Genomic DNA, 15952 nt, shown 5'->3' with positions numbered 1-15952 from the left:
ATGCATATGACTACACGACCCGCACAAACGACCGCCATCCGCACCGACCTTGGCGCAATTTTCGTTTCGATTGAACTCAGTCGTTCGAGCTGACTTATGACGTTGTCGCCGGGGAACGGCGAGAAGATGTCGAAGCATTCCGTGCCGGCTGGAGACCTGGTCTGTCGACGCTGTTTGGGAAGCTGCGAGGAAGATGCCAAGCAAAAACCGGGTGCGATTATCCGATCGTGTCCATTCAGGAGGCAGGTCTCGACGGCTTTTGAATTCACCGTGTGCTTGAGAAGTAAGGGATCGAAAGTCATGTCGTAGACCCGGCGTTGATCGCGATATCGCGCCGACGCAAACGGGCGAAAGCCGACCGCATTGACGGTGAGGCGTATAGGACGTTGATTGCCGGATGTGGATGATGGCGCTGGGGCAAAGGTGCTCAGCGGTAATCTTGCTCATCACCCGCCTCCTTCCGGTTCGGGATCGACAGTCCGGCCCCCGGCATGGAACGCTGCTTCGACGAGTAGAGACTGCAACAGCACCACCGCCTTTACCCGTTCCTCGCCCGACATCTTGGCCGGCGGTATGGTGGGGCACAAACAAATCCAGTGGGTGCCCAGCGGATTCTTCATCGGCATGTCCTCCTCAGGAGATCGAGTGTCTTGGAAGAGAGCCTGCGAGATGATCGAGAAGTGCGCGAAGTTCGAGGAGGTGTGTGAGCGAAAGTCGGGGCGCGGAAACGATCGCAACCGAACCGGCCTGTTGGGGCGGCCATGCAGTCCGGAAGATGGAAGGTTCCGCCGTGCGGCTGCCGAACCAAAAGGTGGCGGATGCCGTCATAATCATGCTCCCCGACCACGGCAACGGCCTGCCCAACCAACGGATGGAATAGATTGGTGACGACAACGTCGAAGCCTGGGTTCCCATTGTGACGCTGCTTCCGAGGGCGGTGGACGAACTTGAGCGACCGTGGCCACACTTCTGCAGACGGCCAAAATGAAAGGGGGTCGATCCGCTCGCCTGGCTCTCCTTGACCCGGCATCGCTCAGCGCTGGCCCGTAGACGAAATCGAAATGCTCATGCTCTGGAAACTTCAAGCCAGACGCCATCAGCTAACCGCTCGTACCGGCAGCATCGTCGGATTTGACGGTTTCCCGGCGACATGACGGCTCTGGAACAGCCCTGCGACATCCTCATCCCGGCGGCATTGGAGAATGCCATTCACGTCGAGAATGCCGCGCGCATCAAGGCAAATCTCATCGTCGAGGCCGCCAACGGCCCGGTTACTTTCCAAGCTGATCGCATGCTGCGCTCACGCTGGCGGGGCGAGATCATCGATGAGGTTGATTTGCAGTCCCTGGCCGAGAGCGAAGAACGTTCTGACGAGCCGGTTGGCCCAACGATAGCCTCGGGCGAAATGGGCCCGACTGCATGACTTCCGCTTATATGCACCAGGGGATGTCTCGGTCGATCAAGCGTGAAGGGCGACAAGGGAGGCTATCGGAGAAACAGGCGATAGGGCTGATCGGGTGAACGCGTTCCGAGCGCGAGGCTCGACGCGACCTAGCGGGAGACGCACAATATGATCAACGACAGCTACGCCCGGTGGATCAGGAACGAGCGGGGCGAACTGGAGAAGCGCTACCTCGCCACAGATCCGGCTGACGGCGCCATCGTCTGCACATGTGGCAGTCCCGGCTGCCATCGAGCAATGCTGCTGCCGTTCCGCGAGCATGTTGCCGAGCTGTATCGGGTCATCCTGCGGCTGAACGAAGAGGACCTCCACGTCTCCGAGCCTTCCCCCTGGTCCAGCGTGCTCTACGGTCTGCGGATGGCCGCAAGTATCGAGGACGTTGAGGCCGACACCGGCTTCGTGGAGGATCCTATGGTGTTCGCGCGCTGCGAGCCGACCATCGATTACGAGCGCGGCCAGAGCGAGATGGCGTCGAAGTACGTCGCAGCGGCAGCGATATTCAATTTCCTTTGGCTTGCCTACGAGGCTGTCGTGGACACTACGGTGCCCGACGAGCTCAGGCGCTTGGGCAAAGAAGGACGGCTCGGCGAGCGCGGGAGGCGACTTCTAGAGGCAAAATCCGAGATGAGTGCCCGTTTCCGGGGCCTTGGTGATCTCGTGAAGCTTGCGCTGCTCCAATGCCGAAGGGTGGTCGGATACTCGACCGATGCGCACGTATTGAGCAACGATACGCGGATCGGGATCTCGTGACCGCGGCGGAGCTGTGCCGGGAGTTTAGAAACTTTCTATACCATGGTGAGGACGAGGTGCCGCATCATCAGGATTGGGGCGACGCAGTGACTTCACGTTGCCGGATCTACCGATTTTACTCGGTCTCCCGACTTCTGCTCTACCTAATCCAGGCGATGTGCTGGATCGGACATAGCAACTCGGAGAGGCTTCATGAATATGGTGCAGATGACGACGAGCTCACAGGGCGCGAAATCTTCGAGCGCCTACAATTCAATGAACTCTGGCCGCCCGTCGCGCGCTGAGGTGGTGGCGGTGATCCGTCACGCGTACGATAGGCCTGCTGCACCGGTGACACGGTTGGGGCTAACAACAGTCACGCGGTGGGTCGCACCTGGCTTCTGAATCGCCGCACTTTCGCCATCTCGCCGCTAGATGGGGACGATACAAAAACTGCATTTGACGCAACCCACCGGGACGGTTGATGTCTGCCTGACCCAAAGCCCGGAACGTTGAGCGACAGCCTCTAACTTCGGGCCGATCCATACTGTTGCGAACGAAACCACTGCATGGCAAATCATTGAGGTGAGATATGGCGACGATGTCCGCAGCTATTCCTCTGACGGGTGTTCCGTTCCCGAGATCCGAGTACGAGCGCCGGCAGCGTAACGTGCTGGCGGCAGTGGCGAGCGCGGGGTTAGACGCTCTTGTAGTGACCGCCCATGGCCATCTCCGGTATCTTAGCGGATACGATGGCAGTGGCGGCTACTTAGCACCATTTCCTTTGATCATGGTGCCCGGTCGATCGCCAACATATGTCGTACGACAGTATGACGAGCAAGCGGTTCGTTCGTATAGTTGTATTGATGAGATCGTTACTTATACGCACCAGCAAGATTTTGGGAAAGAGTGTGCCGACGTCCTTCGTCGGTATGGCTTGCAAAGCAAGAGGATCGGTTTTGAGCTTGGCTGCTGGAACCTCTCGTTGGCAGATGTCAATGCGCTTCAGGCGCAGCTTCCCGGCTTAAAGATCGCGGATGCGACCCGGTTGGTTTCTTCGGTGGCAGCGGTAAAGGGCGAGCTAGAACTCGAGTGCATGCGCGACGCAATGCGCATGACTGACCTGGCAGTGCGAACCTTCCAAAGCTCGCTCCGGGAAGGTGTTACCGAACTGGAGATGGCAGCGACTATGGCGGCGGCCGTCAGGGCAGACGCCAGCAACGCTGGCGGGGAGGTTGGGCTTTCTGGCGGTACCATTTTGTTCGGGGAACGGACGAAGTTGCCGCATGCCCCACCATCTCAGCATCCAATTAGTAATAACGAGCCGGCTTTTCTGGAAATCGGCGCATCAAAACACGGGTACACCGTAGGGATGGTCCGGTGCGCTGTGCTTGGCCGACATCCTGAGGCTGAGTCTTTGCACAGCTTGGCTGAGGAAGTCATTGAGGCCCTGGTTGCCGCAGTTAAGCCGGGTATCTCCGCGGCGGCAGTCGACGCTGCTGGCCGTGAGGTGCTGAAGCGGTCTGGGAGAAAGGGAGTCTTTCGCCAACGAACCGGATACCAGACTGGCATTAATTGGACTGAACGCGGTGACCTGAGCTTGGAGCCGGGCGCGAATGATATCCTGCAAACCGGCATGACTTTGCACATCCCAAATATATTGCGCAGTGAAAACGGCTACTTATTCGGGGCTGGCGCTCACGTGCTGGTGACAGAACGTGGTGCGGGGCTACTGAGCCAAACGCCACCTACGCTCTATCGCGCATGATGCTTAGGCCTGTCGAATCAAGCCGAAGATGAAGGGCGGGGGCGCGCGGCGCAACTCGAGGGTCTGCGGGAATTCTCTCCGAGCATGGCTTGAAGACCTTGTAGAAGCCATCGCCTACTTCACGATTTCTTGAATCTGAGCCTTCTGAGCTCCAGCCTGGGGCTATTTTCGCCCTGGCCGGAGCCCGACTCAAGGCTAATTTCCGGCGACCTCATTTCTCCTGAGCGTCGCCCAAATCTAGAGGGCGCCTAAAGTCCCTGCATGGCAGCTGCGTGAGCGATTAGTTGGACGACGCGCAATCGTGAAAAGCGCGGAGTCGCTTCACCTGGCACAGGGAAGTGGTGGCCGCAACGATGACTGTCCCGCTGCGCTGTCCGCTTGCGCCCAACGCCCACTCAGATCCTGAGCTACCTCACGCTGCCAAGCTGTGGTGACGGTTGACTCGACAACTGCAAAAATTTGCTCGGCCGACGATCCGACCGATCGGGCGAGGGCGGTCATTGGCGCCATTGAGAGCAGCAAGCTGCCAAACGAGTTCGCGCGGCCCCCCAACTAGACCGATCTCGGCTCACCCGCGTCCATTGTCTTTTCAATAGCTCAGCTTCCTTTGGGACGAAGCGATAGGGTGTCCCATCGGGACGAACGGTCTGGAAGCAAGCCGTACGCCCGGAGCGCAATACGGGACTACAGGCCGCCGGGTATGCGAACGAGGAAGGGGCATGCTGGCCGTATCGGCGATCTCTAGGTGCAGCGACCAATCGCGATCCGAGTTCATTTTCGCTAGACCTTACTCCAGCAAGGGCATCGTCGGCCGCGTCTACGCCTCACAAATCTCCTCTTACACCCGAACTTATGGGAGCTGTCGCATCGGCTACCACCACCATCAACGTCATCACGACAACGAGTCCGGACCACATGAGTCCTCGCAGATGTAGGGTCCATCTCGCTTTTAGATGACGACATATCCAATCTGTATTTGACGAAAACACCCGTGCCATTGACCATCGCTGATAATGTGTGATTTTTCATGGAATGAGGACCCCCGTTTGAGGGGTGCTTTTCGTCCAAACGGGACCCCCTTAACGTGGGGTCATCAAGATGCCTCCGGTTTGATCGGAGGCATTTGTGTTTTGGATGTTGGTTGTGGAGACGATTGCAAAGATACGCCGGCTGTCGCTGGTGCAGGGGAAGTCGATCAAGGCGATCTGCCGGGAGTTGAAGATCTCCCGGCAGGTGGTGCGCAAGGTGCTACGATCGGACGAGACGGAGTTCTGCTACGAGCGGAAGCATCAGCCCTATCCCCGCATGGGAGCCTGCCGTGAGAAGCTGGACCGGCTGCTGTCGGCAAACGCGGCCAAACCGCAGCGTGAGCGGCTGACGCTGATCCGGATCTTCGAGGAGCTTCGCGGCCTCGGCTATGACGGCAGCTGCAGTTCGGTGTGGCGGCACGCGCAGGATTGGGATGAGCAACGCGGCGCCACCACGGCCGAAGCCTACATTCCGCTGAGCTTCGCGCCTGAGCGAGACCTACCAGTTCGACTGGAGCCACGAGGTTGTCCTGCTGGACGGCGTGACGGTGACCGTGAAGGTTGCCCATATGCGGCTCTGTCACAGCCGCATGTTCTTTGTTCGAGCCTATCCCCGCGAGACGCAGGAGATGGTGTTTGACGCTATGATCGGGCGTTCGCCTTCTTCCGCGGAGCGTGCACGCGCGCCATCTACGATAATATGAAGGCGGCTGTGCACGCGATCTTCATCGGCAGGGATCGCCTACAACCGCCGCTTTGCGCAGATGTGCGGGCATTATTTGTCGAGCCGGAGGCCTGCACGCCGGCGTCGGGTTGGGAGAAGGGGCAAGTCGAGAACCAGGTCGGGCTGGTGCGGGAGCGCTTCTTTACGCCGAGGCTGCGCTTCAAGACGTTGGAGGACCTGAACGGCTGGCTGGCCGACAAGTGCGTCAGCTACGCCAAGGCACACCGGCATCCCGAACAGGGCGAGCGCACAGTCTGGGAGGTGTTCGAAGAGGAGCGGGCCAGCTTCATTCCCTATGCCGGACGCTTCGACGGGTTCCACTGCATTCCGGCTTCCGTCTCGAAGACCTGCACGGTGCGCTTCGACAACAACAAATACTCGGTGCTCTCGAGCGCCGTCGGCCGGCCGGTCGAGATCCATGCTTATGCCGATCGGATCGTCATCCGCCAGGATGGCGCGGTCGTTGGAGAACATACCCGCTGCTTCGGCTGCAACGAGGTGATCTACGATCCCTGGCACTACGTGCCGGTTCTGGCCCGCAAGCCCGGTGGACTGCGCAACGGCGCGCCGTTGCAGGGCTGGGTTCTGCCGTCAGCCATGGAGAAGGTGCGCCGCAAGCTCAAGGCTGCCGATGGCGGCGACCGTCAGATGGTGTCGATCCTCACCTGTGTGTTGAGTGACGGATTGAACGCGGTCGAGGCGGCCTGTCAGGAAGCCCTCGATCATGGTGTCTCGTCGGCGGCGGTGATCCTCAACATCCTGGCCCGTAGCCGAGATCCGGCGCCGGGCACGATCCTTTCCATTCCCCACGCGTTGAAGCTGGCTCATGAGCCGATCGCCGACTGCGCCCGCTATGACAGTCTCAGGAGGACGAACAGCCATGGAACGCACCGAAGTGCTGGACCTGATGGGAGTGCTGAAGCTCTACGGGATGCGCTCGGCCCTATGACGAGATCATGGGCGTTGCCATCAAGCGGCAGCACGAGCCGCCGAGGATCGTCGGTGATCTGCTCCAGGCCGAGATATCGGAGAAGCAGGCCCGCTCCATCAAATACCAGCTCACCGTCGCCAAGCTACCGCTGGCGAAAGACATCGACGACTTCGACTTCACCGGTACGCCGGTCAACGAGAGCCTGATCCGTGATCTCGCCAGCGGCGCCTTCGTTGCCGATCAGCGCAATGTTGTCCTGGTCGGTGGCACCGGCACGGGCAAGTCGCATCTAGCCATTGCCATTGCCCGATCGTTGATCCGCAATGGTGCGCGCGGGCGCTTCTTCAATGTCGTCGACCTGGTCAACAGGCTCGAGACCGAGACCCGTGCCGGCCGACAGGGACGTATCGCCGACCATCTCACTCGGCTCGACTTCGTCGGGTTCGATGAACTCGGCTATCTTCCCTTCGCCCAGGCCGGCGGGCAGTTGCTCTTCCATCTCGTCTCCAAGCTCTACGAGCGCACCAGCGTCATCATCACCACCAATCTCGCCTTCGGCGAATGGCCGAGCGTCTTCGGTGATGCCAAGATGACCACCGCGCTGCTCGATCGCCTTACGCATCATTGCGAGAATCGTCGAGACCGGAAACGACTCCTGGCGCTTCAAAAGCCGATCTCAAAGCTGAAGTCGAAAAAGCCAATCAGCCGCGCCCGATCAGGCTGTGCAACCCCGACCACTTCGCCTGATCGGGCGCTCACCGGCGTGCCCTTCATCACCCCAAACCGGGGTCCCTTTTACGCGAAAATGCGGGGTCCGGATTCCACGGTCATTGACACCTTCGCCCCAAGCGGGGAGCAAAATGGACGAGGCAACGCTCGCATCTAGCATCGTTACGTGAGGCAATACGGCTTCTCTCCCAAATTGATGTCGCGCTACAGTTGTGAGGGAGCCCCGCCATTCGCCGCGATTCCAGTTCTGTTGTGAACATCGAGCAGCGGTAATTTCCAGCAAGCCGGGCGGCGGCCATCTAAGAACGCGATGGTACCGTCCGGGACATTATATTGGCGAATTGAAGACAGGCTGGCGCATACTTGTGCAAAGCGGGGAACCGCAATCCCGCCGCCAAGGTCGCCCGTTACTCACAAATAGGTTGAACAATGAGCACAGCACCACATCTTACGTTCGATCTTGATAGGCCCGGCGTGAGCAGGGGGCATCTTGTTGTCCCGGGAGGTGCCGACCGTGGGGAGCTTTCGCTCCCTGTCTTCAGTCTCAATAAAGGAGAGGGACCGCGTCTTCTTGTCACCGGTGGAAATCATGGCAATGAATTGGAGGGGTCAATTGTTGCGCGACGGCTTGTTAATTGGCTGCCAGAAGCGCAAATCTGTGGAAGGGTCATCGTCCTACCGGTGCTCAATCCATTGGCCGTGGAGGCCTGGAGCCGCAATACTCCGCTCGACGGGTTGAATCTCAATCGCGTGTTTCCGGGCCGCGCCGACGGGTCAGTGACACAACGAATCGCGGATGCGGTTTCGCGCATATTGTTGCCAATGGCCGACACCGTATTTGACCTGCACAGCTTCGGACCAACGTGGGATTTTCCACCGGCGGCCACGACGCATCCCATTGCCGATCCCGATCTCATGGCCAGGACGGTGGGAATGGCGGAAGCGTTCAAATTGCCCTTGACATTGGTCTGGCAACACAACGACACGGCTGGAATGTTTGATATCACGGCTCAAAACCAGGGCAAGGTATTTGTTTGCACTGAATTCGGTGGTGGCACGGTCGGCGCGGATAATCTTGCGATCTACGAGGCTGGAGTGCGCAACGCGCTCATCGCGCTCGGGCTGGTCGAGGGAAAAGCCGAGTATCCAACTTTCCGTCAACAGAAGTTCGGCCAAACGCTCGAAACGCGCCCGTCCGATGAGTTAAAATCGCCTGCGCCTGGCATCTTCGAACCTCGCTGCTCGGTGCTGGATGAAGTGAAGCAGGGAGATCTCATAGGTATCCTGCATTCGATAGATTCGCTGTCCGCTGAGTCCATTGATATCCGCGCGCCTGAAACGTGCATTGTCTTGGCCATAGCATCGGGGATGCATGTCGACGCCAACAAAGTGGTAGCGCTCGTTGCGCGGCCGCTGAAGATCTAAGAATCAGGCAGCTTGCGCCCTCGCGTGCCAGTAGCGGAACCAATTTCAACCCCGTCCGGGTGGGTCGAGTGACCGAATTGCAGATCAAAGACGTCCTCCTTGCGCCTGGCAACGGCGCATTCTTCTATGACGATCAGGCTGCCATTAGGTCGGGCGTGACCCAGGACGGCTTCATCTATGTCGGCGAACCGACAACGCCTGGGTTCAATTCCATTCGCATTCCAGCATCTTCGCTCAGCATCGGGCTAGTCCTCGCCGACGAAACGGTTGTTTGGGGCGACATGATGAACGTGCAGTACTCTGGTGCTGGCGGGCGCGATCCTGTGTTTGAAACCGCTCAAATATCAGATTTGACGTCGCGCGTTGTGACGCCACGGCTTCTTGATGCCGATGCTTCTCGTTACCTTGATGCCTGTGCGACGGTTCTCGAGCCTTTCGAACATAAGCGGCTACCTCTCGCTATTGAGTATGGCGTGAGCCAGGCGCTCCTTCGCGCAGCGGCTCATCTTCAACGTACAACGATGGCGGAGATCATATGCAGTGAATTTGATCTACCGCTGCCAATACGTAAGGTCCCGATTTACTGCCAGAGCGGCGACGCTCGCGAGATCAACGTCGACAAAATGATCCTGAAGGCTGTGGATGTGCTTCCCCACGGTCTGATCAACTCGCGGCAGAAATTCGGCTTTGACGGGCAGACGTTCATGGAGTTTGTGAACTGGGTTGCAACGCGCACGCGCCAAATCGGCCGCCCAGGGTATCATCCGGTGCTGCATTTCGATGTGTATGGCTGGATCGGCCAGGAAATCGGCCTGGAGCCGCAAGTGATTGCCGACTTTATCTGCAAGGTTGCAGATACCGTCCCGGATTTCACGCTCAACATCGAGTCCCCGGCGGATTTTGGTTCGACGCAAGCTCAAATTGAGAACTACGCCAAGATCGTGTCGATTTTGGACAAGCGGGGTTCTAGCGCGCGCATTGTCGTGGATGAGAGATGCAATACGCTTGAGGATATTCGGCTCTTCGCGGAGGCCAAGGCCACGCATCTCGTTCAAATCAAGACGCCAGACGTCGGCTCAATGGCCGATACGACGCGCGCAGTTCTCATCTGCAAGGCGAACAAGGTAGGGGCGTATGTCGGGGGAAGCTGTACCGAGACGGATCTCTCCGCCCAGGTTTCAGTCCACGTTTCGGTAGCGACCCAGGCCGATATGATGCTCGCAAAGCCCGGAATGGGTGTTGACGAGGCATTCTCAATTGTTGGGAACGAACAAAACCGGTTGCTAGCGACGCTGAACCGTCGTCGGACTCAAAACGAAAACCTTGGATGAAAAGCACGGTGTCGCATGCAGAACTCTCTTGACGGGATCACTGTCGTAGCCGTGGAACAGGCCGTCGCCGCGCCCTATGCTTCGTCTCGTCTTGCTGACTCGGGCGCCCGGGTAATCAAGATCGAACGGCCGGAAGGGGACTTTGCCCGAAACTACGACAAGTTGGTTCGAGGGCAGAGCGCTTACTTCGTCTGGCTCAATCGGGGTAAAGAGTCGGTGTGTCTAGACCTGAGGTTGGAGGCGGATCGCGAAGTCCTCGACACGCTCATTGCCGATGCCGACGTCTTTATCCAGAATCTGAAGCCGGGCAGTATCGAAAAACTGGGTTTCGGGTCTGCTGATCTGCGCCGACGCTTTCCGCGGCTGATCGCCTGCGACATCTCGGGTTTCGGGGAAAAAGGGCCGTATTCCCATTTGAAGGCTTATGATCTCATCGTCCAGGCCGAAACCGGTCTATGCGCAATCACCGGCAACCAACAAGGGCCCGCGCGTGTAGGGGTCTCGGTGTGTGACATCTCGGCGGGCATGACAGCGCATAGCGCCATTCTCCAGGCCCTCTATCACCGCGAGGTCACCGGCGAAGGCACCAGCATCCAGGTGTCACTGTTCGATGCCATCGCCGACTGGATGAACGTACCGGTGCTGCAAAGCGACTACAGCGGCTATCACACAGTACGCGCCGGCGTGAAACACCCGTCGCTGGTACCCTATGGCGCCTATCGTTGCGCTGACGGCAAAGAGCTCATCTTTTCGGTTCAAAATGACCGCGAATGGGTAAACTTCTGCGAGAAATTCCTGAAGCAGCCGGAGCTTACGCGCGCACCTGGTTTCGCTGATAACATGGAGCGCCTCGGTCACCGTGCGCAACTTGATGAGGTCATTGAGAGGCGCTTTTGTGAACTGTCCTGCCATGAAGCGATGCGGGAGCTCGAGGCCGCCGGCTTGGCATATGGCCGACTGAACGAAGTGGTGGATGTTTCAAACCATCCCCACATTCGTAGGGTTGAGGTTGGAACACCCGAAGGAACCGTCGAGACCATAGCGCCGGCGGCGATTTTCAACTCTGAGCACCCCTCACTGCGCCCCGTTCCGGCTCTAGGCGCTCACACTAACATTGTCCGCGAGGAAATCCTGGGGCGTTTGCGCGCGCGAGCCGCGTCAGCGTGAGCGCGAGTGTTGTCGGTAAGGTTGGTGCGCTCGCGATTTACACGGACCGCCCATACTTCGGTCACCTAATCGCATAGGCCACCCAGCAAGCTCACTGGCACCTCCCTCGCTAAAATCAACCGCAGAGTCCCCTATGATCAAGGACCCCGTTCCGGCCGTTGAAAGCGCGATGTCTGTACCCCGCTGGAGATCGCTGCTCTTCGTTCCTGCTCACGTTCCCCGCTTTGTGGAGGCGGCTCATGAGCGGGGGGCAGATGGCGTTATACTGGACCTCGAAGATTCCGTTCCCCAGGACCAAAAGAGAGAGGCACGGCGACAGCTTTCTGCATCCGTGGCAAAGGTGGCCCGCAAGGGCACATCTGTTTTGGTCCGCGTGAACCGTGGTTTGCGTGCCCTAGCGGCCGATCTCGATGCCGCCGTGATCGCAGGCGTTGACGCACTTGTTCTTCCGAAGACCGATTCGGGAGAGTGGGTATTGGAGATCGCGCATGCGGTTTCGGACCTTGAACGAGAAAGAAGTCTTCCACTGGGACGCATCCGGTTCCTTGCCCAGATCGAGACGCCGGGCGCCTTGCAAGGGCTGGCGGCCATTGCGACCGCGCATCCAAGGATGGTCGCAATGGCGCTTGGCCCTGAAGACTTCAGTGCCGCTGTCGGCGGCGCTCCGGAATTTGACTTGCTCCTCGCCCCGAACCTTGCCGTGCTGTTCGCTGCCCGTGCGGCCGGATTGCTCCCGCTCGGTTTCATCGGAAGCATCGGCGAGTTCTCGGACATTGATAAACTTCATGAAGCCGCGGCGCATGCGCGACGGCTTGGCTTCGCCGGAGCCTTGGCGATCCATCCGACACAGGTGGCCATTTTCAACAAGGCTTTCTCTCCAAGTGCACAGGAAGTCGAGTGGGCCCGCGCTGTTGTTGCAGCGGAGAACGATGCCGCCGCCCGCGGACTGTCTGCATTCTTGTTGGATGGTCGGATGGTTGATCCGCCTGTGGTGCGGCGCGCCCACGAAATCCTGACCCTCGCCGGTAGCAACTGACCTAACTCCGGTCAATGGTCCGACCGGGAACCTTTCCCTGCTGGGCGCTAAGTACTTGCGGCCCATCTCGTTTCGAGATAAACGCAAAGGACTGGGGGAGTCGCCTCAGTTGGGTTATAAGCCGTGGATATCAGGCAGTTAAAATACTTTGTCGGCGTAGTGGAAGCCGGCAGTTTCACGAAGGCCGCTTCGCTCCTGCATGTCGCTCAGAGCGCCCTTAGCCTCCATGTGCGTCAACTGGAGGAAGGCTTCGGCACTCAGCTGCTGGTACGCGACAGGACCGGCATCAGTGTGACCGCCTCTGGAACCAAACTGCTTGAGCGGGCGCGGACGATTCTCAGGGAAATTCGACTAACCGAGATCGAACTGACCAACACGGTGGCTTCTCCTTCCGGAGAGGTGACCATAGGCATTCCGTCCGGGGCCGCGCGTGTCCTTAGCGGTCCGCTGCTTGAATCGGTAAGAAACGAGCTGCCAAGGATCTCCCTTAAGATGATCGAGGGCATGACGGGACCGCTGGAGGAGTGGATGGCTGCCGGCCGCTTCAATCTGGCTGTCCTCTACCGCACTGCCGAGAGCGCGGGGCGGATGACGGTGCTGGCACGCGAAGAATTTTGCCTTGTGGTGCCGCCGGGTGAACCACCGTTCGAAGACGAGATACCGCTCGCCGATCTACATGCGTTCCCGCTAGCGGTTCCCATGCGCAACAACAATGTCAGGCGTTCGGTGGCTGATGTCGTTGCGCAGCACGGTTGTGTGCTTGACGTCAGCTTCGAAGTCGACTCCCTTTCTACGATTATTAATATGGTCATGGAAGGAAAAGCGTATTCTATCCTTGCCCCGTCGGCCCTTCAGAGAGAAGCCTCTCAGGGACAGGTCCGGACAGTCAAAATTATTGATCCAGTGATTACCCGCTCCGTTGTGCTTGCCGTCAACCCCAAAGATGAGCAATCTCCCGCTGTCTCTGCTGTCCGCAAGCTGATCCCCAATGTCACCAGGACATTAATCGAGAGCGGGCAGTGGCCGGCCACGGCTCCGGCCCGGGCTTAGGCATACCCGTCAAACTGAGTCCCAGTGCTATCACCCTCCACGGCGGACCCGAGCCGGCCATCAATCTGGATTCGAGATGGTTTTGGGCGACATTCCATATTTGACCCGGCGTGACCATCGCGATGAGACTGCAGAGAAGTGAGCCCATGGTCGGAGATCGGCTGGTCTCGCATTGGCAGAAATACTCAAGCGGAGCATGGGATGTCCAACGCCACGAGCTATCAGCTTTTCATCAATGGCAGATGGCGAGCCGGTGGTAGCGGAGCCACTCTGCCGGTAATCAATCCGGCGACGGAGATGGTATTTGCCTCGGTGGCCTCGGCGACGATACCGGATCTGGATGAGGCCCTCGCTTCGGCAGAGCGCAGCCGCAAGGCCTGGTCCTCACGGCCTGCAAAAGATCGTGGCGAGATTCTCGTAGCAGCCGCCAAAATTCTGGCAGCGAAGGTTGAAGCGGCGGCTAGGGACCTGTCCGCCGAACAGGGAAAGACGATTGCCGAAGCGACAGGTGAGTACGCGCGCGCTGTCGAAACGTTGGAGTGGAACGGAACGCACGCCGAAGAATTGTCGGCCGCTATTCCGGTGGGCCCGAACCGGATGATCGTCCCCGAGCCACTTGGCGTCGTTGCTGCCTCTACGCCTTGGAACTATCCCGCCGTTCTCATCGCCCGCAAGCTCGCCCCTGCTTTGGCGGCAGGCTGCCCCGTGATCCTCAAGGGGGCTGAAGAGACACCAAGCGCGGCTGTCCGTTTTGTCGAAGCCTTGCAACAAGCGGGTATTCCGGACGGCGTGGTCAATCTCGTCTTTGGCGTTCCGGTGCAAATATCCCGGCATCTCCTCAGCTCGCCGATCGTCAAGGTCCTAACGTTCACGGGCTCTACCGAGATTGGAAAACAGCTCGCCAAGCTCGCCGCGAATAACTTGCAGCGATGCATCCTCGAGCTCGGTGGGCACTCCCCCGTCATTGTATGCGAGGATGCCGATCTGGCAAACGCCATACCGGCAATTTCGGAATACAAGTTCGAGTGCGCTGGCCAGAGTTGCAATGCGCCGAGCAGGATCCTCGTCGCGCGGCCTGTCTATGAGGAATTCCTGTCCCGGATGACCGAAGTCGCCCGCAAGATCAGGATCGGTCCACCGGACGACCCGGCGACGGAGATGGGTCCAATGGCAAATGCACGGCGAATCGAGGCCATGCAGCGTCTTATCAAAGATGCGGTCGATCGCGGCGCCACCGTCGAAACCGGTGGCACCCGCCTCGACCAACCGGGTTTTTACTGGCCGCCAACGATCCTGACGGGCGTGCCAAAGGATGCCAGAGTGCTTCATGACGAGCCGTTCGGACCAATCCTCACCGTGGCGCCGTTCGACACGATCGAGGAGGCGATCGAAGAAGCCAACGCCACTGACTATGGCTTGGCCGCCTACTTCTTCACCTGTGCTGACGATACCAAACGGGCGCTGATCGGCGGTCTTTCGGTCGGCGCTCTTAGTGTAAATTATCTTAAAGGGGTTTCAGCAGATGCGCCGTATGGAGGCGTTAAACAGAGCGGGTATGGATATGAAGGAGGGGAGCAGGGGGTGCGGAGCTTCCAGAGTCTGAAACTGGTCAACGGGTTCGGTTCATTCGGATGAGATTTCGTGAATAAGACAAGACGGACCATTGCCGGGGAGGATGTCACAAAGAGCGTCGCAGACGCCCTTCAGTACATCTCCTATTACCATCCTCCCGACTATATCCGGTACCTTTCGCAGGCATACACTCGCGAACAGAGCCCGGCGGCGAAGAACGCCATCGGGCAAATCCTGCTGAACTCCCGCATGGCGGCCTTCGGACGGCGTCCGATCTGCCAGGACACCGGTCTCGTAGTTGTCTTTGCCAAGGTCGGTATGGACGCCCGCATCAAATCAACGGCCAGTTTCGCTGACCTCGTGAATGAGGGCGTCCGCCGGGCATACGTTGACCCTGACAACCCGCTTAGGCCATCGATCGTCGCTGATCCGCTCGCCGGACGGATCAATACCCGCGACAACACGCCAGCGGTCATCCACGTCGACCTCGTGCCCGGCAACGGAATCGAGATTACCATCGCAGCAAAAGGGGGCGGGTCCGAAAACAAGGCGCGTTTCACCACCCTGAACCCCAGTGCGTCCGTTGCCGACTGGGTAGTCGACACCGTTTCGACGCTGGGCAGCGGATGGTGTCCGCCCGGCCTGATCTCGGTCGGCATCGGTGGCAGCGCTGAAAAGGCGATGCTGCTTGCTAAGGAGGTCATGAACCAGCCGATTGACATGTCGGAACTGATCGCCAGGGGGCCCTCAAGCGCGGAGGAGACACTGCGGATTGAGCTTTATGAGCGGATTAACGCGCTGGGCATTGGCGCCCAGGGCCTTGGTGGTCTAACGACAGTCGTTGACGTCAAGGTTGCTACCTATCCCACCCACGCCGCGTCCAAGCCCGTCGCGCTCATTCCGCAATGCGCGGCTAACCGACACCTGAAGTTCACCTTGGACGGAACAGGGCCGGCACAGTTCCAGCCGCCCAACCTTTCCGAATGGCCCCAGATTGGTC

General features: G+C 59.1%; 11 protein-coding genes and 4 pseudogenes. 13 read left to right on the top strand and 2 right to left on the bottom strand.

Annotated features, from left to right (window positions below):
• Positions 1–6 precede the first annotated feature (6 nt).
• A pseudogene (locus tag NKH04_RS27105) lies at positions 7–395 on the top strand (IS110 family transposase); the annotation flags it as partial.
• 51 nt (positions 396–446) lie between these two features.
• Here the strand turns inward: NKH04_RS27105 and NKH04_RS27100 are convergent.
• Positions 447–620 carry a hypothetical protein gene (locus NKH04_RS27100; RefSeq protein ID WP_353045234.1) on the bottom strand — a complete coding sequence of 58 codons (174 nt, stop codon included), beginning with the start codon at positions 618–620 and terminating at the stop codon, positions 447–449.
• Positions 617–1030 (bottom strand): DUF5372 family protein, encoded by a 414-nt coding sequence (locus NKH04_RS33285; protein ID WP_502913451.1) that lies wholly within the window; start codon positions 1028–1030, stop codon positions 617–619. Before NKH04_RS33285 ends, NKH04_RS27100 begins: the two co-directional genes overlap by 4 nt.
• 79 nt (positions 1031–1109) lie before the next feature.
• Here NKH04_RS33285 and NKH04_RS27095 point away from each other — a divergent pair.
• The 12 genes and pseudogenes from NKH04_RS27095 to NKH04_RS27040 all read left to right on the top strand — a co-directional run.
• A pseudogene (locus NKH04_RS27095) lies at positions 1110–1306 on the top strand (glutamate dehydrogenase); the annotation flags it as partial.
• A gap of 264 nt (positions 1307–1570) precedes the next feature.
• The gene (locus tag NKH04_RS27090; RefSeq protein WP_353045233.1) at positions 1571–2212 is read left to right on the top strand and encodes a hypothetical protein; all 642 of its coding nucleotides are present in this window, start codon (positions 1571–1573) and stop codon (positions 2210–2212) included.
• 571 nt (positions 2213–2783) lie between these two features.
• Complete coding sequence (locus NKH04_RS27085) at positions 2784–3959, top strand: M24 family metallopeptidase (RefSeq protein ID WP_353045232.1); 1176 nt, start codon at positions 2784–2786, stop codon at positions 3957–3959.
• A 1134-nt stretch (positions 3960–5093) separates the two neighbouring features.
• Positions 5094–6590, top strand: a pseudogene (istA, locus tag NKH04_RS27080) (IS21 family transposase); the annotation flags it as partial.
• A gap of 1 nt (position 6591) precedes the next feature.
• Positions 6592–7328: pseudogene (gene istB, locus NKH04_RS27075) on the top strand (IS21-like element helper ATPase IstB).
• Between the two features lie 472 nt (positions 7329–7800).
• Positions 7801–8796: a succinylglutamate desuccinylase/aspartoacylase family protein gene (locus NKH04_RS27070; protein WP_353045231.1), complete on the top strand. Its 996-nt coding sequence runs from the start codon at positions 7801–7803 to the stop codon at positions 8794–8796.
• 77 nt (positions 8797–8873) lie between these two features.
• Positions 8874–10127: a methylaspartate ammonia-lyase gene (locus NKH04_RS27065; protein ID WP_353045253.1), complete on the top strand. Its 1254-nt coding sequence runs from the start codon at positions 8874–8876 to the stop codon at positions 10125–10127.
• A gap of 15 nt (positions 10128–10142) precedes the next feature.
• Complete coding sequence (locus NKH04_RS27060) at positions 10143–11294, top strand: CaiB/BaiF CoA transferase family protein (RefSeq protein WP_353045230.1); 1152 nt, start codon at positions 10143–10145, stop codon at positions 11292–11294.
• Between the two features lie 133 nt (positions 11295–11427).
• Complete coding sequence (locus NKH04_RS27055; protein WP_353045229.1) at positions 11428–12330, top strand: HpcH/HpaI aldolase/citrate lyase family protein; 903 nt, start codon at positions 11428–11430, stop codon at positions 12328–12330.
• A gap of 123 nt (positions 12331–12453) precedes the next feature.
• Positions 12454–13380 carry a LysR family transcriptional regulator gene (locus NKH04_RS27050; protein WP_353045228.1) on the top strand — a complete coding sequence of 309 codons (927 nt, stop codon included), beginning with the start codon at positions 12454–12456 and terminating at the stop codon, positions 13378–13380.
• A 201-nt stretch (positions 13381–13581) separates the two neighbouring features.
• Complete coding sequence (locus tag NKH04_RS27045) at positions 13582–15015, top strand: NAD-dependent succinate-semialdehyde dehydrogenase (RefSeq protein WP_353045227.1); 1434 nt, start codon at positions 13582–13584, stop codon at positions 15013–15015.
• Positions 15016–15021: 6 nt separating this feature from the next.
• Positions 15022–15952 (top strand): fumarate hydratase (locus tag NKH04_RS27040; protein WP_353045226.1); only part of this gene is annotated, 931 nt, incomplete at its 3' end.

This window comes from Mesorhizobium sp. M1365 (assembly GCF_040317865.1).
Lineage (GTDB): Bacteria > Pseudomonadota > Alphaproteobacteria > Rhizobiales > Rhizobiaceae > Mesorhizobium.
Note: the sequence above shows the minus strand (reverse complement) of the source record. Positions and strands in the feature narration are given on the sequence as shown.